Origin of the sequence: Eupransor demetentiae, from assembly GCF_963930865.1 — a bacterium.
Classification (GTDB): Bacteria; Bacillota; Bacilli; order Lactobacillales; family Lactobacillaceae; genus Eupransor; species Eupransor demetentiae.
Window position 1 is genome coordinate 722,729 of sequence record NZ_CAWVOH010000001.1, and the last position, 25,456, is coordinate 748,184.

Below are 25,456 nucleotides of genomic sequence, written 5' to 3' on the forward strand. Positions count from 1 at the left end.
TTTTTATGATTAATCTTCAGCAGTCGTGTAAACGGCCAAAACGTCATCGTTATCTTCAAGTTCGTCAACCAACTTGTCCAACTTTTCACGGTCTTCGCCCGTTACTTCCATTGGGTTTTGAGGAATCATGGTTACTTCGGCATCAGCAAAAGTGTAACCGGCTTCCGTCAAAGCGGCTTCGACAGTCTGAAAGTCAGAAGGTTCCGTGTAGATTTCAAAGGCTTCATCAGAAGTCTGAACATCTTCGGCACCGGCTTCCAAAGCGGCTTCCAAAATCGTGTCTTCGTCGACATCAGGGAATTCTTCGCGGTCAATGACCAAGTAACCCTTACGGTCGAATTGGAAGGCCACGGAACCTGAAGTTCCTAATGAGCCACCAAAGTGCTTAAATGAGTTACGAACAGTTGAAACCGTACGGTTAATGTTATCCGTTGAGGCTTCCACCAAGATGGCAACCCCGGCCGTTCCATAACCTTCATAAGTAACTTCTTCGAACTTAGTACCACCAGCACCGGAAGCCTTATCAAGGGCACGTTGAATGTTATCCTTCGGCATGTTGGCTGCCTTGGCCTTTTCAACGACCAAACGCAATGATGCGTTCATTTCTGGATCTGCACCGCCAGCCTTTGCTGCAACATATAAGTCGTGCGCAAGCTTTTGGAAAATCTTTCCTCGCTTAGCATCTTGGGCGTTCTTACGACCTTGAATGTTATGCCATTTACTGTGTCCTGACATTGTGTCATCTCCTTCAAAATTTCAATACTCATTATTTTACCAAAAAAGTAGCTGAGCTACCAATTTAATTTTAATAATGGTTACCACCTTGGATTTCGAGGTAAGTCATGGCAGCACTGGCAATCAAAGCAGCCAAAATATCATCAAGGAAAACGTTAACCGTATCCGTGCGATCGTTGATTTCACCAATCAAACCGGGCTTCAAATCATCAAGCAATCCATAGTGGACCGTGGCCGCCGCAGAAAACTGCTGGGTAATTCCAATTGCCAACAATTCATCAACATTGTAGCCGTTCGCATCACGGGCCAAACGGCCCTTCATGATGTTACTTTCAGGCATCACTTCGGCCTGCTCATCCAAGTACAAAGCGGCCAAAATAATATCCGCGACTTCATCCTTATGCAAAACGCGGTCAATTGCCTTGTTCAACAAAGCTTCGTCAATGGCATCGTGGTACTTATTGGTCAAGAATTCGTCAGCGCCCTTGTAAATATCGCTAACCTTAACCCCACGTTCGGCCATCTTGTCAATCGCAGCTGCCTGTAATTTTTCAGTCAAAATCTTTCTCCTTATGCTTTCTTTTCGTAAAAATGCAAATTCAAAACTTGTGGGATGGCCTTCAATTCAGCCTGGATGGCTTCAGTCTGTCCCTGACCAAGGTGGTCGAAGGCGACCAAAGTATAGGCGTAGTCCCCTCGGCTGCGGTTGTTCAGTTCGGCAATGTTGATGTCAACCTGGCCAAAGACTTTTGAAATCTGGCCCAGCATATTGGGCACGTTCTTGTGCAAAACACCGATTCGGTACTGGCTCGTAAAGGGTAGGTTCATTTCGGGAAAGTTAACGGAATTAATGATATTCCCGTCTTCCAAAAAGGCCTCCATTTGGTGAGCTGCCATCATGGCGCTGGTATCTTCGGCTTCAATGGTTGAACCACCGATATGGGGCGTGACCATCACCTTAGGCTGGTCAAACAAAACGTCATCAGAAAAGTCCGTTGTGAATAGACGCAGCTTGTCAGCATCCAAAGCCTTAACGACCGCCTGGTCATCCACGATGCCGCCGCGGGAGAAGTTAATCAAAGCAGCACTAGGCTTCATTTTGGCCAATTTATCAGCATCAATAAAGTGCCGGTTGGCCTCGTTCAAAGGGATGTGGACGGTGATGTAATCTGACTTGTTCAGCAGGTCATCCAGGTTTGAGGCGTGTTCAACACGGCGATCAATGCGCCAAGCTGTATTAGCGTTCAAACCAGGATCGTAGCCGATAACTTCCATATCCAAATCCAAGGCCGTGTTGGCCACCTTGGAACCGACGTTCCCTAGGCCAATCACACCCAGAGTTTTGCCGCTGAGTTCAGTTCCACGGTAACCACCCTTATTGGATTCGGTTCTTAGGGAGACATCCCCGCCGCGGGTTTCTTGGGCAAAGCGTACCGCTGCCAAAATGGGACGGGCCGCCATAATCAAAGCCGCAATCGTTAATTCTTTGACGGCGTTGGCGTTACCCCCAGGTGTATTAAAAACAGGAATGCCACGCGCAGATAAGTCGGCAACCGGAATGTTATTGAAACCGGCTCCAGCACGGACAACGGCCTTTACAGAATCCGCTACATCACTGTTTTGGAGCTTTTGGGACCGCAACAAAATGCCATCGGCATCTTCGTCAGCATTGATTTGGTAACCCGCATCTTTTAAAGCGGCCAAACCCTTGGGGCTAATGGCATTATAGGTTTTGATATTCATCTCAATATTCCTTTCGGACTTGCTCTAGAAAAGTAATCAGGGCCTCGACGGCTTCATCGGCCTGCGCATTGTACATGGAGGCGCGGAAGCCCCCCACTGAACGGTGACCAGCCAAATTGTGTAGGCCAGCCTTATCGGCCTTTTCAGCAATGGCAGCATCCCGCTTGGCATCCCCAGTCGTGAAGACGACGTTGGTCCAAGAACGCTGGTCGCCCTTCACCAAGGCATGGTAGAAATCGGAATGGTCCAAGTAATCGTAGAGTTTACCGGCCATGACCTGGTGCTTTTTGAACATGACCTCGACGCCACCCTGTTCTTCTAACCAGCCCAAAACTAGATTCAAGGCGTAGATGGCAAAAACAGGCGGCGTGTTGTAGAGGGAATCCTTGTCAATGTAGGTTTGATAGGACATCATGGGACCAACGTTATGCAAAGTCTGCTCGGCCAGCCATTCTTTTTTGACAATTGCTAAGGTAATTCCAGCGGGTCCCAAGTTCTTTTGGGCACCCGCAAAGACGGCATCAAACTTGGTAATATCGTAAGGTTCTGCCAGAATATTTGACGACATGTCAGCGACTAAACGACCGGTGGTTTGAGGCAAGTTGTTGGCATGATAAGCTGTTCCCTCAATGGTGTTATTGGCCGTAATGTGCAAGTAATCATAGTCGGCTGGGTCGAAATCGCTCGGCAGGCTGGGCAAAAAGCGGTACTTTTCGGCACGTGATGAGGCAACTTCAACCCCTTCTTTGCCGACGGCCGTGGCAGCCAGAGCTGCTTTATGGGCGAAGGAACCAGAGTCCAAGACGGCGACTTTTCCGGTTTTATTAGCAAAGTTGAGTGGCATCATTTCAAATTGAAGCGAACCACCACCCTGAATGAACAGCACCGCGTAGTCGTTGGGAATCTTCATTAAATCGCGTAGACGCTTTTGCGCCTGATCAATGATTTTTTGGAAGGTAGCGGAGCGATGCGAAATTTCAAGAATACTCGTTTGGCTGCCCTGGGCCTCCTGTAAATCGCGTTGAATCTGGCTCAAAACCGATGCCGGCAAAACCGCCGGACCGGCTGAAAAATTAAAAGATTGCATATATTTCGCCTCAATTTCTCCCCAAGTTATATAAAACTACAATGAGAACATTTTAATTAAATTTTACGTTTTAAGGCTGATTTGTCAAGCCTTGTCAAAGGTATAGGCCAGTGGTATAGTCTTATAGTATTAAGCCGATGTGGCGGAACTGGCAGACGCGTACCGTTCAGGTCGGTATGGTGATTTCACCGTGCAGGTTCGATTCCTGTCATCGGCATTAATCGTTTCACAATAAAAAGCTTCCCTAACGGGAAGCTTTTTATTTTTGCGTAAAGAAATTGTTTAAACGCTGGGAACGGTCAGAACGCTTATATTCTGGCTTATCAGCATTTGCTTGCTCTTGTTGAGCTTGATGGGCTGCTTCTTGCTGAGCAGCCTTTTCTTCTGCCTTTTGAGCGGCAGCTTGAGCCTTAGCGGCCTTCTTTTGTGCACGCTTAGAAGGTTGCTTTTCAGGAGCTTGCGATTCGGCCGTCGAGACTTCTTCTTGAACGGGGGCAGTTTCAACCTGAGGGGCAAAGTCCTTTTTCGGCAAAGGCAAGTCTTCATAGGTCAAGGTGGTCAAGCGGTCCTCGTTTGGATGAGGAACCTTGAGCCGGACTTGATAATGCGTGGTAAAGGGCGAAGCCAGAAAGGCCTGATCCTGACTAGTATGCTGTGCTACCCAAGCCGGGATAGCCTTTAGGAATTCTGCCAAATCGGCCGGCATCAAATCAGCATAAGCGACCGCCTGATCAATTGCAGGGTCGGAAATGATGGCCGCACTGTTCTTAGTCCTTTCCTGCCATTTCAAGGCAGCATAGGAAGAAACAAGGCCATAACCGACAAACTCAATCTCACGGGCCTTCACTTCTTTTTTGGCCTCTTGGATTTTCTCGTCCAAATCGTCATCCAGGTAAGCTTGGGCGTGCAAGAGGTCGGTCGCAATGTACAAAACCGCCTGCTGGCTAGGGGTCACCACGTCGTTGACATAGTGGGTCCGGTGTAGCTCTGGTTCTGAAAAAATCACGCGCAAGGTCTTGGAAGTCACCTTTTCAGGATGGTCTAAGTACAAGTTCACCTGGTTTTCCAAGCTTTCATCGCCAGCCAACAAATCTCCCTCTTCTTGCAAGAGCGGTTGAATCGTGACGGAATGAAAGATAAAGGAGCCCGAACCAGCCGAGAGCAAGGAAATCCGGTAAGAGTCCATGTTGCTAGGTGCCGTTACTTCGATTTCTTCGGAATTTTTATGCTGAGTCGAAATGACCTGCCCTTCTTGATCCAGAAAGGTCACGGCCAAGTAGGCGTGCATGCGCTCCGAGTTTTCAGAATCACGGCGAATTAAATAAGATTGCCCCGGCTTAAGGGAAGGCAGGTCGGCCACACGCTTATCACGGAGGTAGTTCGCCTTCGAATGCCAAACGGCGATGACGTGGCCCGACGGCAAAAAGCGGTGAGTAAAGGAAACTTGATTAAAGGCCTGAAAATCAATGTCGGCCCCTTGCAGTTCCTTTAACTGCGTTTGCGGGGTCCAGTAGACTTGATAGCGCATTAATAAGTCCTCCTTCCCATCATTTTAATCGCTTCTTTTTCCATGGCGTCGATCATGTACTTGACCATTTCGTCAATCTTTTGCTCGTGGAAGCCCTTTTCAACCTTGTGGTCGAAGTTAACCCCCTTGTCCTTCAAGAAAGACAAAAGCTGGGGCAGGGACTTGCCATCGTACTCATCTTCAGACATGGTAAAAAGGGCCACATCCTTGCCCGCCCAGTTAACCTTGTCGAGCTTTTGCCAGAGTTGAGCATCCATCATTTCGCTGTCATCTGGTGACATGCGACCAGCTAGGAAACGACGAACATCAAGGGTCCAATCGCGGTTTAGACCGTTATGGGGGAACTCCGGACTAGCGGTAAAGGTTCCTAAATTCATAATCGGCTTGGCAACAATCAGAGCACCGGCATCAACGTTTGCTAGGTAGTACATAGCTGGATAAGAACCCATGGAGTAACCGGACATGATAACTTGGTCCGGCGTCACATCCGCTTCGCGCATGGCCTTTTCGATGGTGTTCAAGACTACGGCTTCATAGGCTTCGGACCCGACGTCAAAGGCTCCACCCTGGGTACGAGAATCCGTAAAGAGCAAGTAAGGATAACCCAGCTTGTTCAAAGGCCCCATCATTTCAAAACCTTCAATGTGCAAGCGCGTTCCAGCAAAGAGAATGATTAAGGGTCCCTTCTTGGTTCCGGGATTGTAGTAGGACAAAACTTCTTGACCATCATCGGTCAATTCACGCTGCCCACCCGGGATAAAGAGTCCTAAGCCGTGTCGTGAACGGCGTTGGTGCAAGGCGTGCAAATCAATCTTGCCCTGCCCTTTTAGCAAAACCAAAATTTGATAATCTTGATACTTTTCAGGGGCTTTAACCATGGCCATTTGGCGCAGAGCATCCCCCTCTAGAATCTGCAATTGCTGCAGACGGCCGTTTTGGAAGAAGACGAATTCCAGCGCAACCTGGACGCCACCCTCGCTTTGATAGTCGAGGTACATCCAGTTATCCTGACCGGCAGCGAAGTCGCCTGGAAAGGTCTTCAAAGTTCCGACCTGGGTCCAATCATTGCCAAAGTCCCCTTCATACAAGGTTGAAAAACGACCGTGCCGTTCAAAGGTCCAGCGGTAGTCCGTTTGTGGCAAGTACTGTTCTTCACTGAAACGGGTTGGAAAACCAATTTGACCAATGTAAAGGTCGCGCACGATTCGCTGTCCGACTGTTTCAGGGGTCTTTTGCCCAAAGCGCATCGCACGACGTTCCGCCAACGCCGCCTTGACATCAAAATTAATCTGATCGGGATTGGCAATGTAAACCACTCGATAGGCCGGCCACTTACGAATTTGCTGGGCCAATAAAGTCGAATCCAAAACTTCATCGGTCAAAAGCACGTAGTTTTCTTCGAGTTCAAAAGGATCCACTTGCTTGGTCAAGTAAGTTGGTAAGTCCCGCAAAGTTGTGTGGTGCCATTCTAAAGGCAGGTTGGCCACTTGGGCAGTCCAGTCTTGGGCACCAATTTGTAAAATGGAAATATCGGCCATTAAGCAGCTCCATCATCCTTCGTATTTTCATTAAAAACAGCCTGCCAGCGATCCCAAAGGGCCTGATGATCAAACTTATAGGCTTGATTGGTGGCCGCCTGTTGGGCGCTAAACCAAATTTGACTGTCATCGACATACTTGTTTAAGGCAATCATTAATTGGGCCGTATCGCGAATTATTTTACCGTTTTGGCCGTCTTCGACATAAGGGGTCTTGACGGTGTTAATCTGTGGCATTCCCTTAGTCAAAGCCAAAGCTTGAAGGAAAGTATTGGGATGCAAGTCCAGGTCAACCAAAAGATAACCTGAATTGAAGTAATCCAAATACTGCTTTTCGCTTAAGTAACCCTTGAATTCAAACTGAGCGGCAAAAACATCCCGCTTCGATTGATTCTTTTCATCCTCATCGGCCATCAATGCCAGCTTATCGTTTAACAGTTGACGGAGTGCGGAGAAGTCACCCTTCCCCGAAATCACAACTGAAATCCGGGTATTAAACTCGGCCAACTGCATAAAGCGCTCCATGGCCGCCTTTTGCAAAGGCAGGGACAAATCATCAATCCGCCAGTAAATTGGCAAAACGTCACGCGTGGCAGTCCGCTTGGTGTCTGGGTTGGTGACGTAAGGCGCTATCCAAGTGGCGGGCTTGCTATCGCCATAGCGTTCCTTAAACTTCTTCAAGTCAGAAGGTCGGCTGAAGACAGTTTCCTGAGCAGCCGCGGGCAAATCTATGGTTGCTTCGGCATGGGTGGCTTCGTTTGACATAATCAAACGCGCGGCAAGTTGCACATCGGCCAAAGCCGCGACATTACGGCGGGTTTGACTGGCAATCACAACATCATCAGCGGGCAAGGTTGCCAAATAACGGTGCACAATTTCGTTAATTAACTCCGTCATGTTGGCAAAAGAACGCTGATCCGTCCACTGCTGTTGCGTCGTAACGCGCCCGGTCGTGCAATCTTCTTGGGCGGCAACATCTCCGGAAGGCGTCAAGTAATCAATCCGTTGCAAAGCTTGGCCCTCAAAGTTCAAGATACGGGAAACAAAACCACGGTCGTCCAAGGTCAATTGTTGCTTCAGCTGACCGTTTTCAAAGAGGTCGACACGGTCATACATGGTCGCATCAGGATAGGTTGGCCAAAGGGTCGCAAACTGCGCGCGATCAACCATGACCACCACCCGGTCGTACATGCGAACAAATTCCGCCCCAGCTGGCCAAGTAAAGTCGTTGACTGCCAGAGGCTGTTGTTCTTGAATATTAACGTGCTGCAAGTAGTCAAAGGCTGACCAGTAAGACACATCGGTTAACTGATTGGCCACTAAAAGCGCCCGCATTTTGGGAAGATAGTCGCGCAAAATTAAACGGACCGGATATTTCTTCACCAGAAATAAGCGTGCTTGATACACGCTTGGATCCATTTGTGGCACTTCATTTAAATAGCGCTGCCAGTCCGGCATGATATTGAGCGTCATGGCTCTCCCCTCGCTCTTTCTAAAATACTTACTTCAAAATCGAAAGTTTGTCGGTTGGCAAGCCCGCGGCCTTAATCAAGTCATAGTCCGCTTGCCGCACTTCGACGTGTTGAATCTTATGCTTAGCTTCTTGCAAAATACCAGCCAAGTTAGCGTAAATGTTGCCCTGGGCGTCCTGAACACCTTCAGGGAAGGTCAAAACGCTGTTTAATGGTGCAAAATCAATTTCACGGCCGACCTGCGTAATGCGGTACTGGTTGGCGTGGAAGCTGTCACCCAAGTTAGCTAAGTAGGCTTCGGCTGACGGGAACTTCTTTCCTTCAGCTTCAACAAAGTTACGCTGTCCTTCAAAGTAGAAGTCCCGCGTTTGGGCTTGGCGCTGGCCAATGTAAAAGTCCGATTCCAGCAATTCGCCTTCGGAGAAATACTGCTTGGCAAAAAGACGGCCATCGCGCTGGTAAATATCCTTGTAGTCAATCTGACCATCGGAATCTTGCCAGGCAACTGCTTGAACAATCCGCTGTGAGTTAGCAAACCAACGGATTTTAGCCAGTTCATGGCCGTTTGAAACCATGCTCTTGGTCCAGTCATCGTTAATGACCAACTGCGCTTCGTTGGGCACTGGCAAATCAGTAAACCAGATACCATTTTTATCGTCGGCATCCGTTACATAGGCACGGGCGTACATGTCATAGACTTGTTCCGGCTTCAAACCTAGGTTCTTAACTAAAGCAGCGGCATCTTCGTGGGGTGTTGCCAACCAGAGCTCGTCACTCTTGCCTGACTTGACCTGTTCAATTTGCCAGCGAACGCCGGGAAAGTCCAAATAATCAAGGGAGTTAATCATTTCAATTTTCATGATAGTTCCTCCATCAATTCTGCCCACTGGTCAGCAATAATGTGTGGCTGATACTGCTGAGCAACTTGGTGAGCACCTTGGGAAAGTTCGTCGTAGTTTTCAATGGTGCGCTTCATTGCGGCAGCCAAATTCTTAACGTTGGCTTCTTCGTCGCTATCTTGACGGCTAAAGTCCGCCAAAGCCCCGTTGCGGCCTTCATGAACCAATTCCTGCGCACCAAAAAGATTGCTGTAAGTCGCAATTGGTAGGGAATCTGAAATGGCTTCGATATAGGTCAAACCAAATCCTTCGGAATAAGAGGCCGAAACGAAGACGTCGTAGGATTGCAAGTCATGGACAACGTCCTGACTCAAGCCCTTCAAAGTCACGTACTTTCCAAGGTCAAGCTTTTCAATCAATTCCTTAAGAGCCTTTTCATCCCCACCGGAACCAAAAATGGCCAAAGTGGCGTTCATGCCAGCCTTACGGAGTTGGTCAACGGCCTTGATAATTTGGCTAATGTGCTTTTCAGGATGCAAACGTGAAGCCGTCACGAAACGAGCTTCCGTGCCGTCCCAGTGGCGAGCAGGTTCGTTAATTTCAGCACCACCGACAGGAATAGCGCGAATCTTCTTCAACTGTTCCGGTGCTTCCAGTTGTGCCAAATCTTTCTTCATGGCATCGCGCTGTAGCTTGGTGGCCGTAATCACGGCATCCATGCTATTAAAGTGGTCAAACATGTATTGGTAGAAGTTGTTGAAAAGTGGGTGACCGTTTTGGAATTCAACCAAGTGGGCGGCGTGGACCACGTCAACAATCTTCAACGGTACGCCACCATCCTTGAGGCGAACTAGGATTTCTTCGTTTTCGTTTCCACGATCAATGATAAAGATATTGTGGTCGTAGCTTCCCTGCAGTTCAGCAAAGAAGAAGGAAACCAATTCTTCAAAAGTTTCAAAGAAGTAAGATTGCCCGCGGAAGTTATCCAAGTGAATGTTGGTGGCCAACTTGCCCCGTGAACCATAGTCACGGTAGTGCCAGCTTAGGCGGTGAATGCCGTTTTCAAGGAAAACGCGGCTGTCATCAACGATATAAATCTTTTTCTTTTCGGAATAACGCTTGTCTCGCAAGATGGTCTCGGTGTAAGAACCCGTGGTCTGGCGGACCTGGCGACGTTGCGTATTAGTCAAATCCCAAAGCATTTCTTCTTGGAATTCAGAGATTTCACGCAAACCATTTTCCAAGTAATCATCCGGATTGTCGGCCAAGAAGTAGTCGTACATGCCGATTACTTCGTTTTCAGCTAAGTGCCATTCCTGCATGTGCAAATGCAATTTAGGTAGTAAATCGGTAAAAACTAGCTTGAATGGAATCTTTTTTTCGCGAAAACGCTCGGCACGGTAAAACTGGGCATGTTCGACACCACTGTTACCGTGGCCCATTCCCTTATTGACGAAAAAATTCATAACGTTGCTCCCCTACGCTTTTCAGTAATTAAGCGGAATTCGATAAGTTAATTATGACACAAAAAGTAAATCTTTGACTAGGTAAAAGACAAAGAATTAGACTTTTGTAAAGATTTTGCATAAAAAAAGAACCCGGAGGTTCTTATTGCGCCAAAGCTTGGGCGGCCGTGATGATGGCCACCTTGTAAACGTCTTCTTCGTTGGCACCACGAGACAGGTCCGAAACGGGCTTTGCCAAACCTTGAAGGATGGGTCCAAAGGCCTCGTAATCCCCCAAACGCTGAGCAATCTTGTAGCCAATGTTGCCCGCTTCTAGACTTGGGAAAACAAAGACATTGGCCTGGCCGGCAATTTTGGAGTTAGGTGCCTTAGCGGCAGCAACGGCAGGCACAATGGCCGCATCAAACTGCATTTCCCCGTCGATTTTATCGGCAAGTTCTGGGGCCATCTCCTTAGCCTTTTGTGTTGCTTCGACAACCTTGTCGACTTCCTTGCCCTTGGCTGAGCCCATCGTTGAGAAGGACAGCATGGCGACCTTAGGATCCAGGCCAAAGACCTTAGCAGTGTGGGCGGATTGAATGGCGATTTGTGCCATGGTGTCCGCATCAATTTCGATATTAATGGCACAGTCCGCAAAGACATAGCGTTCCTGACCCTTTTGCATGATGAAGGCACCGGAAATTCGGTTGGATCCGGGAGCAGTCTTAATCAACTGGAGGGCAGGACGTACCGTGTCACCGGTGGGATGAGTTGCCCCAGAAACCATGCCGTCGGCTTGGCCCGTTTGAACCAGCATGGTCCCGAAGTAGTTGACGTCCTTGAGCCAGTTTGCAGCAGTTTCGGCATCCGTCTTACCATTGCGACGCTTAACCAAAGCGTCTTGCAAATCGGCCAAATCCTTGGCAGGATAGGTCGCCAAGTCGATGATTTCAAGCTTGTCTAATGACCAGTTTTTCTGCTTGGCTAAAGCCTGAATCTGGTCAGCCTTCCCCAACATAATGGGCTTGACCAAGCCTTCTTCTGCTAAACGCACGGCAGCGCCTAGAACGCGTTCGTCTTCCCCCTCAGGAAAAACAATCTTTTGCTGATCCTGCTTGATTTGGCGCTTAAATTGCTCAAATAATTCCATTTCAATCTCCTATAAGGCTTTCGTCTTAAATACGCCTCTTAGTATAACAAAATTTTAGTGGAGCCAGTCGATTCCAGCACGACCGTGTTCTTCCAAATAGGCATTGGCCTTAGAAAAAGGCCGCGAACCGAAGAAGCCCCGGTAGGCTGAAAGCGGACTGGGATGGGCCGATACCAAAACCAAGTGCCGGTTTTCATCAATCAGATGGCGTTTGGATTGGGCAAAGCGGCCCCACAAAATAAAGACCTTGGGCTGAGGGTCTTCCGAAGCAATTTGAATCAAAGAATCCGTTAAAGGTTCCCAAATCCGACCCTGATGGCCGTTCGCCTGCCCTTCGGGCACGGTCAAAACCGCGTTTAAAAGCAGAACGCCCCGCTGAGCCCAGGAAGACAGGTCGTGACTTTGACGCGGGCCAATATCGCTGGCCAACTCTTTTAAGATGTTTTGCAAGGATGGGGGTGCTGGCACGTCATCCGGCACGGAGAAACTAAGGCCCTGAGCTTGCCCAACTTCGTGGTAAGGATCTTGGCCCATGATGACAACCTTAGTGTCCGGAAGTGGCGTCTTTTCCAGTGCGGCAAAGACCGCTTTTCGTGGTGGGAAAACCGTCTTAGGCCCCTGATAAATGTCTTGTAAAAATTGCGCAACTTCGTCTAAATATTGCGGCGTTAACTTTTGTTTTAAATACGGTGCCCAGGAAGTATGTGACAGCATCCCTCAATTCCTTTCGTGTTAAAATGGCCTAAAGGAAGCTCAGCCATGTTTCATTATTATTTGCGACAACGATATAGTCCTAGCCAAGTCAGCTGCATGGCCTTTGATGCGCATTTTCAGCCCATTTTTATCGTAACGGGCCAAAGCGGCAGGATTGGCGACTGCCTGGCAGTTTGCGACCTGAGTGGTAACCGTCTGGTGGAAATCCAGCAGCTTTCACTCGGGGTCGTTCCCCGCTTTTTGCTGCGCGAACGCAACCAAGAGCTTAGTTCGCTGACCCTCCATCTCGGCTACGTGGCCAATTTGATTTACCTACGCAAGTTAAACTGGCTGATTACTGGTAATTTTATTACGCAAAACTACGTCACCTACCACCATACCAAAAAAATTGCGGCGGTCAAGCCACAGGCCCAGCCTGACGGGCTTTATGACGAGATTGCCACAACGGTTTCGGCCGACCAACTGCCCATTTTAATCGCCATTACCGCTCTGCTAGACATTTGGTACCTGAACCATGATTTGATGAGCCAGTTTTTACCTCGCCAAAACTGGCAAAGTAACATCCAAGCCGAAATGGAAGTCGCCAAAATTAAGTATGATTGACCAATTAAAAGAGTACCAAGTTATTTTTTCAGACCGTCCTGCTGTTCAAAAACGAATTCAGGCCGTGTTGGACTGCCTGGAGGCGCTCCAAGAACAGCGGCTTCCTGTTGAACCTTTACCGGCATTAGCCTATTCAACTCGGCAAATTCTCGCCGATCCCAGGTTGATGGGCCTCGATGATTTACTGTCGAACTTGCGGCAGTACTTGATTGAAGAATTTGGTATCTGGTTTTTACCAAACGAGGCTTGGCTGAATGACCTAAGTGCTTGGATTGCTAAGCGTCCTGTTCTTGAAATCATGGCCGGGAATGCCTTACTTTCGGCAGGTTTGCGCAAAGGCGGTCTTGCTGTTTCAGCCGTCGATAATTTTGACTGGGCGGGTCAAGACATTTTAAGGCCTGCGCCGTGTACAAAGGTTCAACAGGCCGATGCTCTTTCCGCCGTGCAAAATTTTGACAAGGGCGTTGTTCTCTTAGCCTGGGCGCCCGACACCACGGAAACGGATGCCAAAATTTTGGATTACCTGCGAAAGAGCCAGCGAAAGATTGATTTTATCGTGATTGGCCAAGAAAATGGCCACACAAATTCCAAGCTTTTCTGGCAGAAGGCCCAGTTAGAAACAATTGAAAAATTAAATCAACACTACCATTCTTTTGACGGGATTGATGACCACGTCTTTCTCGTCAAATAAAAAATCGCCTCCAAGGGCGATTTTTTTAATTATAAGATTGGCGCCAAGAGGCGAGAAAAATGTTGCTTGAAATTCAACCAGCGTGATTCCTTATCGAAATCAGATGGCTTTTGCAGGCTCGATTGTTCAATATCCTTTTGGTATTGCACGAAAAGCTCGTGAGCCAATTGACGATCGTAAATAAAGGCATTCGCCTCGAAATTCAACTTGAAGGAACGGAAATCTAGGTTGGCCGAACCCACCGAAGCGATTTTACCATCCACCACCATAGTTTTGGCGTGAATGAAGCCGTTTTCGTAGTAGTAAATTTTGACCCCGGCATCAGCTAACTGGCGGGCATAATACTGCGTAGCGCGATAAACGAAGGCGTGATCAGGCTTGCAAGGCACCATGATACGGACATCAATCCCGGCCGCGGCAGCAATTTTAATGGCATCAAACATACTATCATCGGGAATTAAATAAGGCGTTTGAATCCAACAGGTCTTCTGGGCCAACTGAATCAAGCGGATGTAGCCCATTTTAATCAAGTGGTCGTCTGAATCGGGACCAGAGGTCACCACCTGCATGCTGGTATCTCCGTGTTTTTGCACAAGGGGGAAGTAACGCTGGGCCTGACCATCATAAGAAATCTGATGCTTCAAGTCAGTGGCATTCCAGTCCAGGATGAAGTAAGCCTGCAACTGGTATACTGCCGTACCGGTCAAACGCAAATGGGTATCCCGCCAGTAGCCAAACTTTGGGTCACGACCGACATACTGGTCCCCAATGTTAAAGCCCCCAATGTACCCCACTTCGCCATCAACAATCACCATTTTGCGGTGATCACGGAAGTTCAAACGAAAATCAAAAATGAAGGAATGCGTCCGCAGGAAAGGTTCTGCATGACCACCGGCTTCACGTAGCGGTTTGAAGAAGGAGGCTAATGTGGGAAAAGAACCAAAGGAATCGTAGATAACGTGGACCTTCACACCAGCTCGGGCACGTTCCACCAAAATATCGCGGATCTGACGGCCTAGCTGATCGTTGGCGAAGGTGTAAAACTCGATATGAATCGTATCCTGAGCCCGCTTCAAGTCGGCCATCATCTGGTCAAACATCCGATTACCATCCGTGAAAAGCTGAAAATCATTATGCTCCGCCAAAAAGACCCCTTCCATGGTGTTAAAAAGCGTAATCAAAGTCCGGGCCTTTTGCACAGAGGTTTGGTCATCGACAATGTCGATGGGATCCTGTCGATCCAACTGCTCGTTAATTAGTTGACGAACCGCCGAAACATTTTGCTCCTGATAGCGAAAAAGTCTTTTCTTAGGCAGCTTTCGACCAGCGAAGGCATAGATTAGGAAACCCAAGATGGGCACAAAAATTAGGACCAGCATCCAGGCCCATGTCGCCGCGATATCACGGGGTTGGCGGAAGACCGTAATCAAGGCCAAAATGGTGTTCAACGAAAATAAAATGAAAATTGCCGATAAAATCAAGGCCCTACCCCACTTAAATTAAAAACTTTATAAACTTTTTTCATTTTATCATAGGATCAAAGGCACAAAGCCTTGTAAGACAAATTTAATCCAATTGTAAAATAAAAAAGAGCTTACGCTCTTTTTTAGTATTCCATCAAGGCTAAGAAAGGTACTTCGCCGGCTTCCATAGCTTTTTCGCGACCATGCAAGGCTTCCAATTCAATAATGAAAGCTACACCAGCGACTACACCACCGAGTTCTTCGATGATGCGGCGTGTGGCATTAATCGTTCCCCCAGTCGCCAAGAGGTCATCAACAATCAAAACGCGCTGACCAGGCTTAATGGCATCCTTGTGGATTTCCAATTCGTTAACCCCACCATACTCCAAGGTGTAAGATGCGGAAACAGCTTCGCGCGGTAGTTTACCAACCTTACGAGCAGGCACAAAACCAACGCCAAGCGCATAGGCCAAAGGTGAACCAACGATGAAACCACGCGATTCCGGACCAGCAATCAATTCGACATTCAGGTCCTTGGCAAAGTCAACAATTTGGTTAATGGCATCCTTGTAGGCGGCCCCATTTCCCATCAAAGGGGAAATGTCACGAAATTCAACGCCGGGTTCTGGATAATCCTTGACCGTGGCAACATAATCACGTAAATTAATTTTTTCCATGCTAGTTGAGGAGCTCCTCTAATAATTCGTATTATTGAAAATACTTGCGATATGACGGTGCCGCCGAAAGCGGCTTTTTAGCGGCCTGAGTCAGCACCTCAATTTGACCACCATTTATTTTAACAAAATCTAGTTCCAAGAACACTTGGATTATGACTTTAAATTGAGCCGGTGTCAAGCGCAAAGTTTGGCAGACACTCTGCAAATGTTGGACGTAGTCCAAATCGTGATGGCTCAGCAAATACTTATAAACTTGACCGAAGATGGCCTTACTCTTGTCTGTGCTTTTGGCTTGCTGGGTAATCGCCTGCAAATCCGTCATCATCAATTGTAAGGTGGCGCGTCCGCGGAAGTAATTCATTCCCACTGTCGCGGTAAAGGACAGGGGCAAGTTCTTCTGACTCAGGGCCACCCAGTCCGGATGGTTGAAACCAACCGCCTCAATCAAATGATCGTGACCGGAAACTTTAAGTTTCAAGTGCTGATTAGTGGTTCCCATGCTGCCAGCAGAAATCACATCCACCTTGTCAAATTCAAAGACTGGTCGAGGATTGTCGGTTCCGTAAGGTTCTAAGACTGCCAAATCCGTAAAAAGCGAATCTTGTAAATCCTGGCTTTTTAGTTTGGCCGTCACCATTTGCGAACTGGCAGGTAAGTCGACAGCCGCGCTTTTTTCAGCAACAGCGGCTTGCAAAGCAGAAAGCTGGTCTGGATCCACGGTTAAACCTAAAGCCCCGGCATGGCCACCGAAATTAAGATAGTGGTCACGGAACTGGTCCATGAAATCAAAAAGGTTGAAGTCGCCAAAGGAACGACCTGAACCCTTGTAGGCTCCGTCAACAAGCGATAAGACCACGACCGGTTTTTTGAGCAAATCAACTAAACGACTAGCGACAATCCCCAAAATTCCTTGGTGCCAAGCCTCGCCAGCAACAATCACAACGGATTGTTCTTGATAATCGTCTTGAAGAGCAATTTGCTTTGCCGCTCCAAAGACTTCTTCGACTAAGTCCTGCCGCTGCGCGTTAATGGCTTCGATTTGACTAGCCAAGTACTTGGCCTTCTCCTCGTTTTCAGCAAGGAGCAAATCCATGGCGAGCTTGGCATCCCCCAAGCGGCCAACCGCATTAATACGGGGAGCAATCTTAAAGGAAACGGTTTCCGAGCAAATTGTTTCATCCTTGGCTAACTTGGCGTTTTTCAGGAGGGCTGCAATTCCAGGACGGGGGCTCTGGTTAAGTTCTTCCAGTCCCCAAGAAACCAAGGTACGGTTTTCATCTGTTAGCGAAACCATATCGCCAATTTCACCTAGAGCGACCAAGTCAAGCAAGTCGGTGGGCATGTCCTCGCGTGAGGCTGGCGCCTGCCCTTCATTAATCAAGGCCTGAGCAACCTTAAAGGCCACCCCGACACCCGAAAGATCGCCAAAGGGATAATCGCCTTCCGGATGACGGGGATGGACAATGGCGAATGCCGGTGGCAATTGGTCGGGCAAGGAGTGGTGGTCGGTAATAATAACGTCCACACCCTGCTTTTGCGCATAATCGACGGCATCATAGCCCGAAACACCATTATCAACCGTCACAATTAGCTGGGCCCCATCATCAATCAACTGCTTGTAGCGGTCTAAATTGGGCCCGTAGCCGTCCTCAAAGCGATTGGGGATGTAAGGCTCGACCTCGGCGCCAAGTAACTGCAAAGTTTGGTACATGACGGTCGTAGCTGTCACACCATCCAAATCATAATCACCATAGATTACGATTTTTTCACCACCAAAAACAGCTTCTTGGAGGCGTTCAATTGCCGGTGCCATATCATGAAGTTCCATGGGGTCATGGAGGTCTTCAAAGTCAACATTCAAAAAAGCGCGTGCTTTTTTGACCGTGTCATAGCCGCGCTGAATTAAAATGCCGGCAACAAGCGGCGAAATATTCAATTCTGTATGCAGCTGCTGAACCTCCGCCGCTGTGGGTGCCGGGAGCAATTGCCAATCAGTTTGACTCATTTTTTTCCTTTTGGAAGGGTACATCGACGACGTCAAAGTCCCGGGCAACATAAGTGTTTGGGAAAATCTTACGGACGTCTTGAATCATTTTCTTAAGGGGCGCACCAAGATAGCGTGCGGAAATGTGGGTAAGCACCAAGCGACCAACGTGGGCTTGCTTAGCAACCCGGGCCGCATCCGCCGAAGTCGAGTGACCGTGGGCCTTTGCCATTTTTAGCTCGGCTGGTTCTTGCCCATAGGTACTTTCGTGGACCAAAACATCGGCATTCTTGGCTAACTTTTCGATTTCTGGATTCGGACGGGTATCATAAATGATGGTCACCACCCGGCCCTTCTGAGCAGGGCCAATGTAGTCTAGACCTTTGATTGTCCGACCATCATCGAGTGTGACTGTCTGGCCAGCCTTAATCTGGCCATAGATTGGACCGGAAGGAATCTGATCGGCCCGCAACTTATCAACCAGGAGTTCACCCGGGTGATCTTTTTCTTCTACGCGAAAGCCCCAGGCTTCAATCCGGTGGCGCATCGGTGCGGCATAAACCTTAAAGGTGTCATCTTCAAAGATTAAACCTGCATGCAATTCCACGTAGTGAATTGGATAAGAAAGCCGCGTTTCAGAAACCCGCAATGCCGCTTGAACGAAGTCGCGCAGGCCCTTAGGTCCATAGATTGTCAAAGGTTCGTTCTTGTCAGCACCCTGAAATGACCGTGACGACAGCAAGCCCGGCAAACCAAAAATGTGGTCACCGTGCAAGTGCGAGATGAAAATCTTTTCGATTTTACGGGGACGAATCGTCGTCTTTAAAATTTGATGCTGGGTCGCTTCGCCAACGTCAAAAAGCCAGACAGCGTTACGCTCATCCAACAGTTTTAAAGCCAAAGAGGCGACATTACGAAACTTCGAGGGTTGCCCCGAACCAGTTCCTAAAAATTCAAGTTGCATTTCTTATCCTCAAATCAGAGCAGTCTTAAAATTACTGCTCTTCTTCAGTCTTAATATCATCCAGGAGATCACGTTCCTGCAGCGTTAACTGACGTCCCTGCAAGAGATCAGGACGACGCAGGTAGGTACGGCGCAAAGACTCCTTTAAGCGCCACTCAGCGATTTTAGCGTGGTTACCAGACATCAGTACTTCGGGTACCTTCATCCCGCGAAAATCAGCCGGACGCGTGTACTGGGGGTATTCCAGTAAGCCATCCTCAAAGGAATCCGTATGGGCGCTGGCTTGGTTACCCAGTACATCGGGCAAGAAGCGCACCGTGGCATCAATCATGACCATGGCGCCCAATTCACCACCCGTTAAAACATAATCCCCAAGGGATAGTTCTTCATCGACCAAGTCGCGAATTCGTTCATCGTAGCCTTCGTAGTGGCCGGCGATGAAAGTTAAATGGTCATAATCGGCCAGTTCCTGAGCGACCTCGTGGTTAAATTGACGACCGGCCGGATCCAAAAGCACGACGTGCCCGCGGTCCCCCGCTGTCTGTTCAATGTGATCCATGGCATCAAAAACCGGTTGGGCCATTAAAAGCATGCCCGCCCCGCCACCGAAGGGATAGTCATCGACGTTATTATGCTTGTTATTCGTGTACTGGCGAAAATCCGTTACCGAAAAATCCAAAGCCCCCTTTTCGATTGCCTTGCCGACAATCGATTGGTGCATGGGCGCAAACATATCGGGAAATAAACTCAAAACATCAATTCGCATTAGTCAAATAACCCTTCTAGGACCTCGATGGTAATTTTTTTATTGGCCACATCGACATTCTTAACCACGTCATCAATGACAGGAATCAAGCCCTCTTTGCCATTCGGCTGACGCATCACCCAAACGTCGTTGGCACCAGTCGGCATAACGGAGGTAATTTCGCCTAAGACCTGTTGATTTTCATCAAGGACTTCACAGCCAATAATTTCATCGTAGTAGTATTCGCCATCGGCTAAATCACTACGTTCCTGGCCATCGACATAGAGGTCATCCCCCTTAAAATGTTCAACATCATTGATGTTGTCCAATCCTTCAAACTTAACCAACCACATGCCCTTATGCTGGCGGCTGCTGGCCACCACTTCTTCCTGGTAGCCCGTTTCAGTCTTGATTTGTAGTTGGGCACCGGGGGCAAAACGTTCGGCAGCAAAATCCGTAATGGCCGCAACCTTCACTTCCCCACGAATCCCATGGGTGTTGACGATTTGACCAACTTTGTACAATGTCTCTTTATTCATAACTTTTATTATAGCAGAGGGGCGCTTTCATCGCAGATTTTAGGCAAGAAAAAAACCACCATTAGCGGTGGTTTTTAATTGCTTAGACAAGGTCGAGCAATTCAGCCTTCTTAGCTGATGAGGCGTACTTGATACCTTGGGCATCCAAGTATTCCTTGATTTCTGCAACCGTGTTCTTAGTGGTTGGCTTTGCTGATGATGCTGGCTTAGCAGCAGCCTTCTTTGGGGCTGCCTTCTTAGCTGCAGGCTTGGCTGAAGCCTTACCAGACTTTGAATCATTGTACTTAGCCATGATTCCAGCGCGGCTCAACAAGTTGCGAACCGTATCTGATGGTTGTGCACCGTTGCCCAACCATGCCAAAATCTTGTCTTCATCCAACTTAACTTCTGCAGGAACAGAGATTGGGTTGTAAGTACCAACGATTTCGATGAAACGACCATCACGTGGTGAACGTGAATCAGCAATAACAACGCGGTAGAAAGGACGCTTCTTAGCACCCATGCGCTTCAAACGAATTTTAACTGCCATGAATAATTTCCTCCGTAAATTCTTTACTTAATTATTATCACAAATTCAAAAAGGTATGTCAAGGCTAAATACTTGACATACCAATTTAAAATTCGATTTACTTTTCCAAACCTTCTTCGAGGGCTTGTGGATAGTATTCGCGAATGATTTCAGCTTCATGCTTTGATAGTTCTGGGAAGGCTGAATCAGCACCCAAGTCTTCGTGATACATACGATCACGCGGTGAAACGCCACCACGGGCGTGTTCAACGACCATCTTAACGCCATCAAATTCTTCGGCGTCAGCTGGGGCCTTTTCGGCAGCTTCAATATCCAGCTGGGAAACCATCAAGAGCAAGCGAGCATCCAAACCAAGGTCATCGATGACTTGCTTTTGGTCAGCCGTCAAGTAAAGGGTCATGGCAGCTTGCGAGTTCTTACCAATCAAGTCCTTTGAACGAGCTTCTTCCAAGCCCTTGTTGGCAGCGGAACGCAAGTTCATGAAGGCCGACCACTTGGCCATCATTTCCTTAGTGTCACCCAAGTCTTGTACTTCAGGCATTTCAGACAAGTAGGCGAAATCAACGTCTTGCTTTGGCAAGTATTCCCAAACTTCTTCAGCCGTGTGTGGCAATACTGGCAAAAGCAATTTGGTCAAAGCCAAAAGCGTTTGGTAAAAGACCGTTTGCATGGAACGACGAGCCAATGAATCCGGTGCTTCAACGTAGACAACATCCTTGGCAATATCCAAGTAGAAGGCTGACAAATCAACGTTAACGAAGTTAATCAAGCGCTTAAAGATTTCGTTGAACTGGTAGTTGTCGTAATCAGCACGAATGTCACGAACAAAGTCGTTCAAACGAAGCATGAAGTACTGATCGTGGGCCGTCAAATCCTTGAAGTCCAAAGCATTCGTCTTCGGATCAAAGTCAGACGTGTTGGCCAACAAGAAACGCAAAGTGTTACGAACCTTACGGTAACTTTCCGAAACCTGCTTCAAGATTTCTTGTGAAACCGGCATATCCTGAGAAGTATCCACCGTGATGGTCCACAAACGTAGGATTTCGATTCCCATTTGTTCAGCAACTTCATCGGGTGAAATCGTGTTACCAAGTGACTTGGACATCTTGTTGCCCTTACCGTCCAAAGTGAAGCCTTGAGATAGCAAGTTCTTGTAAGGTGCCTTGCCCATGGTAGCCACGGAAGTGATCAAGGATGAGTTGAACCAACCACGGTACTGGTCAGAACCTTCCAAGTACAAATCAGCCGGGTAGTCCAACTGCTTTCGACCACGCAAAACGCCGTTCCAAGAAGAACCGGAATCGAACCAGACATCCATGATGTCTTCTTCCTTGGTAAATTCACCGTTTGGTGAATGTTCGTTCGTGTAGCCTTCAGGCAAGATTTCCTTAGCCGTATGTTCAAACCAGTAGTTTGATCCATACTTTTCAAAGAGGCTGGCCACGTGGTCAATCAAACCTTCGTCCAAGATAGCCGTTCCATCTTCGGCATAGAAGATTGGCAATGGAACCCCCCAAACACGCTGACGGGAGATGACCCAGTCACCACGGTCACGAATCATGTTGTACAAACGCTTCTTACCCCAACCAGGATAGAAGTTAACTTCTTCCAGTTGGTCCAAGATTTGCTGACGGAACTTTTCTACTGAAGCAAACCACTGTGGTACAGCACGCCAGATGATTGGCTTCTTAGTACGCCAGTCAAATGGGTAGGAGTGGGTAATCTTTTCCTTGGCCAAGAAGAGATTGGCGGCCTGCAACTTCTTGATGACGATACCAGTCACGTCATCGTAGAACTTTCCTTCAAAATCAGGACCAGCTTCAGCCGTCATGTAACCCTTGGCATCAACGGTCACATCCGCCTTCAAGCCATACTTGACTCCCACGTTGTAATCGTCTTCACCAAAACCAGGAGCCGTGTGGACCAAACCAGTTCCAGAATCTAGGGTAACGTGATCCCCGTTCATCACTAATTCTTCTGCATTTTCATCCCATGGATGATAAGCCGTCATCTTGTCGAGCTCAGAACCCTTGTAGGTTGCAATCGTTGACCATGATTCCCAACCAAACTTAGGAGCAACCGTCTCCAACAAATCCGTGGCTACCACAAACTTGCGGTCGTCACCAGCTGGTTGAACAACGGAGTATTCAAAGTCCGGTCCGACCGTGATTCCACGCGATGCCGTAACCGTAAATGGTGTCGTCGTCCAAACAACAAAGTAAGTGTCGCCGTCCAAAAGACCGTGACCATCTTTTACGCGGTTAGCGTAGAAGAGTGAAGTTGAGTCGATGTCGTGATATTCGATTTCGGCTTCGGCCAAGGCTGATTCAGATGACCATGACCAGTAAACTGGCTTAGCACCACGATAGATGTAGCCCTTTCCGGCCATTTTTCCAAAGACACGAACCTGTGCGGCTTCGAATTCCGGCTGAAGGGTCAAGTAAGGATGATCCCAATCACCCAAGACACCTAAGCGCTTGAAATCAGCCTTTTGCTTAGCAACTTGTTCCAAAGCAAAATCCTTGGCCAAGTCACGCCACTGTGCCTTGGGCATTGACTTACGGTCGTGGCCCGCCTTAGTTAATTGTTGTTCGATTGGCAAACCGTGCGTATCCCAACCAGGAACGTAAGGGGCGTAATAACCGGTCATGTTCTTGTAGCGAACGATGATATCCTTGGTGATCTTATTCAAGGCGTGGCCCAGGTGAATGTTTCCATTGGCGTAGGGAGGGCCATCATGCAAGTTAAAGTGTGGCTTGGTTTCGTTTTGGGCCAGGCGGCGGTTATAAAGGCCCGCTTCATACCACTTGGCTTGACGTTCTGGTTCGGTTTTAGGCAAAGAACCACGCATTGGGAACGCGGTCTTACCGATGTTCAATGTTTCTTTATACTTCATGGGGAACTCCTTTTCTATACAAAAAAGCCCTAAGTAGTCTAGGACTACTTAGGACGTTTACACGTGGTACCACCTAATTTTAGTTGATTAATCAACCCTCGGCAGTGTTAACGGTCTGCACCGGTTAAGCTTACTTGGTTCAGCTTAGCAGATAAGTAATTGATCCAGCTAAAAGTAGAGAAGACCATCTCACACCAACATGGCTCGCTGCACTCGTGCTTTTAACCCTTCTGGATTACCTCTTTTAATTATTCGTTATCTGGGAAAACGACAACCGTTGGGTCGCTTTCGGAATGAAGCTTAGGCGCTTGTGATTCAGACTTGCTTTCGGCTTCAGGCAAGTCCGCATCCGCTTCGCTTTCAGGCAAATCAGCTTGATCAGCTTGTACGGCTTCCGGTGCCTTTTCAGCTGGCGCTGGGTTGGCTTGAACGGGCGCTTGTGAGTCAGCTTGATGGGCGGCATTTGCATGTTGCAAGGCAGCAGTACCATCAAGAACTGACTGGGACAATTCGCTCGTTGGCAAAAGGGAAACGGCGGCTGACAATTCTTGGTTGGCCAAGAGTTCCTTTTGCTGATCCAAAAGCTTGGTAAAGGTTGCGCGGAACTTGTCGACTTCACCGCGCAAACGGTTTTGTTCGGCAATCAAATCTTCGTTTTCCTTAGCCAAACGATTTGATTCGGCATCGGCCTTGTCACGGGCATCTGAAATAATCTTCGTCGCTGCTTCTTGAGCATGAGTCAATTGCTTCTTAACTTCCATGTCCGTTTCAGAACGCAAACGGTTGGCGGCGTCTTGAGCAATAATAATGGATTGGTTCACCTCATCACGTTGACCTTCAAGCTGCTTAATGCGGGCTTCCAAGTGCGTATGGCTGGCACTCAACTGGTCATACTTTGCAATCAAGGCGCGGTAGTCGTTGTTAACTTGATCCAAAAAGGTATCAACGTCTTTAGCAACGTAGGCACGCGCCCCCTTACGTGTGAATTCGTGATTTAAAATTTCATCAGGTGTTAATGCCATAATTAATTCCCTCTCATCTCATTAGTAAATGCTTAGCGTCGAATTATATTAAATACAACTTTTTGCTTGTCCTTCTTAGAACGACCATCAAGTGACAAAAAGCGCATACGGCCAAACCTTCTTACAGAAATAATATCATTAATTGATACGATCCGGTTATTTTTTTGACAAATTGTCCAATTTACTTGAACTAAACCGGCTGTAATCAGTTCCTGAGCCTTGCTACGCTGAATGTTAAAGCCAGCCGCAATAACCACATCTAACCGCAGGGAAGCCAGTAATAAGAAGCTTTCCTCACCCTCGTCTTGGCGAACCAAAATCCGTTGAGCGGGAATCAAATCCCATGAAACAGGATTTTTACCAATCTGAACAACTTCGCGTTCGATAAAGGGCGCCATGTTCTTTTCGGTCATGACTTGCCAAAGGCGGTGATTTTCATCCGTAACAATGTCACCGAGCACTTCACGATTAATGCCAGCATTTAAGATGGCACCAAGTAAGTCGGCCTGGCGAAAATCAACAAACTTCGCTGGGTAGTTTAGCTGCAAGGTAGCCAGTTCAAAGTCATCAGCTTGAATTTCATAATATGTAGGTGCCAGTAGCCCCCGCTTTTTCTCACTATTGAAGGATCCACCAGCGTAATCATCCTGCAACTCCGGCTCGTCATTAACCAAGCTATGCAGGATGTACTGCTGGCGGGGATTCAAAAAGTGGGTTAAAACCGGACGGTACTCGCCCTTTGCTTGTCCAATCCAATCCTGAGCCTGGGCGACAAAATCGGCCTCGTCAGGATTGAAATGTTGCATAATACCTGCTTGATTCGTCATGGTTTACAAAACTAGTGTCAAGCCAGCTAGAAAACGAATAATCAATCGAAGCACGAAGAAAGCAACAATCGGTGAAAAGTCTAGCATGCCCAGTGGCGGAATAAAAGAAAAGAGTCGCAAATAAGGAATACAAATCTTTCCCAATTCACGGCCCAACCAGGACTGATAGGCGCCTGGCAACCAGGACATCAAAACATAAACGATTAAGGCCAAGCTATACAACTGCAGCGCGTAAATTAGAATTGTAATCAGCCCGCTAATCATAA

The 25,456-nt window shown here is 47.9% G+C and carries 24 protein-coding genes and 1 tRNA gene; 3 read left to right on the forward strand and 22 right to left on the reverse strand.

Annotated features, from left to right (window positions below; translation table 11 throughout):
* Nucleotides 1-9: 9 nt before the first annotated feature.
* The 4 genes from ABSY64_RS03655 to serC all read right to left on the reverse strand — a co-directional run bounded on the left by ABSY64_RS03655 (nt 10) and on the right by serC (nt 3,565).
* On the reverse strand, nt 10-735 hold the full coding sequence (locus tag ABSY64_RS03655) for a YebC/PmpR family DNA-binding transcriptional regulator (protein WP_349641713.1): 726 nt from the start codon (nt 733-735) through the stop codon (nt 10-12).
* Nucleotides 736-805: 70 nt separating this feature from the next.
* Entirely contained in the window at nt 806-1,258 is a 453-nt protein-coding gene (locus ABSY64_RS03660; RefSeq protein ID WP_434063055.1) for a phosphatidylglycerophosphatase A family protein, read from the reverse strand.
* A 47-nt stretch (nt 1,259-1,305) separates the two neighbouring features.
* On the reverse strand, nt 1,306-2,478 hold the full coding sequence (locus ABSY64_RS03665) for a 3-phosphoglycerate dehydrogenase family protein (RefSeq protein WP_349641715.1): 1,173 nt from the start codon (nt 2,476-2,478) through the stop codon (nt 1,306-1,308).
* Between the two features lies 1 nt (nt 2,479).
* The gene (gene serC, locus ABSY64_RS03670; RefSeq protein ID WP_349641716.1) at nt 2,480-3,565 is read right to left on the reverse strand and encodes a 3-phosphoserine/phosphohydroxythreonine transaminase; all 1,086 of its coding nucleotides are present in this window, start codon (nt 3,563-3,565) and stop codon (nt 2,480-2,482) included.
* 133 nt (nt 3,566-3,698) lie between these two features.
* Here serC and ABSY64_RS03675 point away from each other — a divergent pair.
* A tRNA-Leu gene (locus ABSY64_RS03675) sits at nt 3,699-3,782 on the forward strand.
* Nucleotides 3,783-3,824: 42 nt separating this feature from the next.
* Here the strand turns inward: ABSY64_RS03675 and asp3 are convergent.
* The 7 genes from asp3 to ABSY64_RS03710 form a co-directional block, all read right to left on the reverse strand.
* Nucleotides 3,825-5,093 carry an accessory Sec system protein Asp3 gene (gene asp3 / locus ABSY64_RS03680; protein ID WP_349641717.1) on the reverse strand — a complete coding sequence of 423 codons (1,269 nt, stop codon included), beginning with the start codon at nt 5,091-5,093 and terminating at the stop codon, nt 3,825-3,827.
* Nucleotides 5,093-6,631 carry an accessory Sec system protein Asp2 gene (gene asp2, locus ABSY64_RS03685; RefSeq protein WP_349641718.1) on the reverse strand — a complete coding sequence of 513 codons (1,539 nt, stop codon included), beginning with the start codon at nt 6,629-6,631 and terminating at the stop codon, nt 5,093-5,095. Before asp2 ends, asp3 begins: the two co-directional genes overlap by 1 nt.
* The gene (gene asp1, locus ABSY64_RS03690) at nt 6,631-8,103 is read right to left on the reverse strand and encodes an accessory Sec system protein Asp1 (RefSeq protein WP_349641719.1); all 1,473 of its coding nucleotides are present in this window, start codon (nt 8,101-8,103) and stop codon (nt 6,631-6,633) included. Before asp1 ends, asp2 begins: the two co-directional genes overlap by 1 nt.
* A 28-nt stretch (nt 8,104-8,131) precedes the next feature.
* The gene (locus tag ABSY64_RS03695) at nt 8,132-8,962 is read right to left on the reverse strand and encodes a glycosyltransferase (RefSeq protein ID WP_349641720.1); all 831 of its coding nucleotides are present in this window, start codon (nt 8,960-8,962) and stop codon (nt 8,132-8,134) included.
* The gene (locus ABSY64_RS03700; protein ID WP_349641721.1) at nt 8,959-10,407 is read right to left on the reverse strand and encodes a glycosyltransferase; all 1,449 of its coding nucleotides are present in this window, start codon (nt 10,405-10,407) and stop codon (nt 8,959-8,961) included. Before ABSY64_RS03700 ends, ABSY64_RS03695 begins: the two co-directional genes overlap by 4 nt.
* A 142-nt stretch (nt 10,408-10,549) precedes the next feature.
* Nucleotides 10,550-11,536 (reverse strand): phosphate acetyltransferase, encoded by a 987-nt coding sequence (pta, locus tag ABSY64_RS03705; protein WP_349641722.1) that lies wholly within the window; start codon nt 11,534-11,536, stop codon nt 10,550-10,552.
* Nucleotides 11,537-11,590: 54 nt separating this feature from the next.
* The gene (locus ABSY64_RS03710) at nt 11,591-12,250 is read right to left on the reverse strand and encodes a uracil-DNA glycosylase (protein ID WP_349641723.1); all 660 of its coding nucleotides are present in this window, start codon (nt 12,248-12,250) and stop codon (nt 11,591-11,593) included.
* 45 nt (nt 12,251-12,295) lie between these two features.
* Here ABSY64_RS03710 and ABSY64_RS03715 point away from each other — a divergent pair, with 45 nt between their 5' ends.
* Both ABSY64_RS03715 and ABSY64_RS03720 read left to right on the forward strand, forming a co-directional pair.
* Nucleotides 12,296-12,853, forward strand: coding sequence for an LURP-one-related/scramblase family protein (locus ABSY64_RS03715; protein WP_349641724.1), 558 nt, complete (start codon nt 12,296-12,298; stop codon nt 12,851-12,853).
* The gene (locus ABSY64_RS03720; RefSeq protein WP_349641725.1) at nt 12,846-13,544 is read left to right on the forward strand and encodes an SAM-dependent methyltransferase; all 699 of its coding nucleotides are present in this window, start codon (nt 12,846-12,848) and stop codon (nt 13,542-13,544) included. Before ABSY64_RS03715 ends, ABSY64_RS03720 begins: the two co-directional genes overlap by 8 nt.
* A 29-nt stretch (nt 13,545-13,573) precedes the next feature.
* Here the strand turns inward: ABSY64_RS03720 and cls are convergent, their stop codons facing one another.
* From cls to ABSY64_RS03775, 11 genes are all read right to left on the reverse strand, one after another.
* Nucleotides 13,574-15,022, reverse strand: a complete 1,449-nt coding sequence (gene cls / locus ABSY64_RS03725) for a cardiolipin synthase (protein ID WP_349641841.1) — start codon at nt 15,020-15,022, stop codon at nt 13,574-13,576.
* Nucleotides 15,023-15,150: 128 nt separating this feature from the next.
* Nucleotides 15,151-15,684 (reverse strand): adenine phosphoribosyltransferase, encoded by a 534-nt coding sequence (locus tag ABSY64_RS03730; RefSeq protein ID WP_349641726.1) that lies wholly within the window; start codon nt 15,682-15,684, stop codon nt 15,151-15,153.
* A gap of 31 nt (nt 15,685-15,715) precedes the next feature.
* A complete protein-coding gene (gene recJ, locus ABSY64_RS03735) occupies nt 15,716-17,689 on the reverse strand; it encodes a single-stranded-DNA-specific exonuclease RecJ (RefSeq protein WP_349641727.1) in 1,974 nt (657 codons plus the stop codon).
* The gene (gene rnz / locus ABSY64_RS03740; protein ID WP_349641728.1) at nt 17,676-18,632 is read right to left on the reverse strand and encodes a ribonuclease Z; all 957 of its coding nucleotides are present in this window, start codon (nt 18,630-18,632) and stop codon (nt 17,676-17,678) included. Before rnz ends, recJ begins: the two co-directional genes overlap by 14 nt.
* A gap of 31 nt (nt 18,633-18,663) precedes the next feature.
* Nucleotides 18,664-19,398, reverse strand: a complete 735-nt coding sequence (gene trmD, locus ABSY64_RS03745) for a tRNA (guanosine(37)-N1)-methyltransferase TrmD (RefSeq protein ID WP_349641729.1) — start codon at nt 19,396-19,398, stop codon at nt 18,664-18,666.
* Complete coding sequence (rimM, locus tag ABSY64_RS03750) at nt 19,398-19,916, reverse strand: ribosome maturation factor RimM (protein WP_349641730.1); 519 nt, start codon at nt 19,914-19,916, stop codon at nt 19,398-19,400. Before rimM ends, trmD begins: the two co-directional genes overlap by 1 nt.
* 82 nt (nt 19,917-19,998) lie before the next feature.
* Nucleotides 19,999-20,445 carry a 30S ribosomal protein S16 gene (gene rpsP / locus ABSY64_RS03755; RefSeq protein WP_349641731.1) on the reverse strand — a complete coding sequence of 149 codons (447 nt, stop codon included), beginning with the start codon at nt 20,443-20,445 and terminating at the stop codon, nt 19,999-20,001.
* Between the two features lie 97 nt (nt 20,446-20,542).
* The gene (ileS, locus tag ABSY64_RS03760; protein ID WP_349641732.1) at nt 20,543-23,341 is read right to left on the reverse strand and encodes an isoleucine--tRNA ligase; all 2,799 of its coding nucleotides are present in this window, start codon (nt 23,339-23,341) and stop codon (nt 20,543-20,545) included.
* A gap of 248 nt (nt 23,342-23,589) precedes the next feature.
* The gene (locus tag ABSY64_RS03765; protein WP_349641733.1) at nt 23,590-24,363 is read right to left on the reverse strand and encodes a DivIVA domain-containing protein; all 774 of its coding nucleotides are present in this window, start codon (nt 24,361-24,363) and stop codon (nt 23,590-23,592) included.
* A gap of 32 nt (nt 24,364-24,395) precedes the next feature.
* A complete protein-coding gene (locus ABSY64_RS03770) occupies nt 24,396-25,169 on the reverse strand; it encodes a YlmH family RNA-binding protein (protein ID WP_349641734.1) in 774 nt (257 codons plus the stop codon).
* Nucleotides 25,170-25,193: 24 nt separating this feature from the next.
* On the reverse strand, nt 25,194-25,454 hold the full coding sequence (locus ABSY64_RS03775; RefSeq protein WP_349641735.1) for a YggT family protein: 261 nt from the start codon (nt 25,452-25,454) through the stop codon (nt 25,194-25,196).
* Nucleotides 25,455-25,456: the final 2 nt, after the last annotated feature.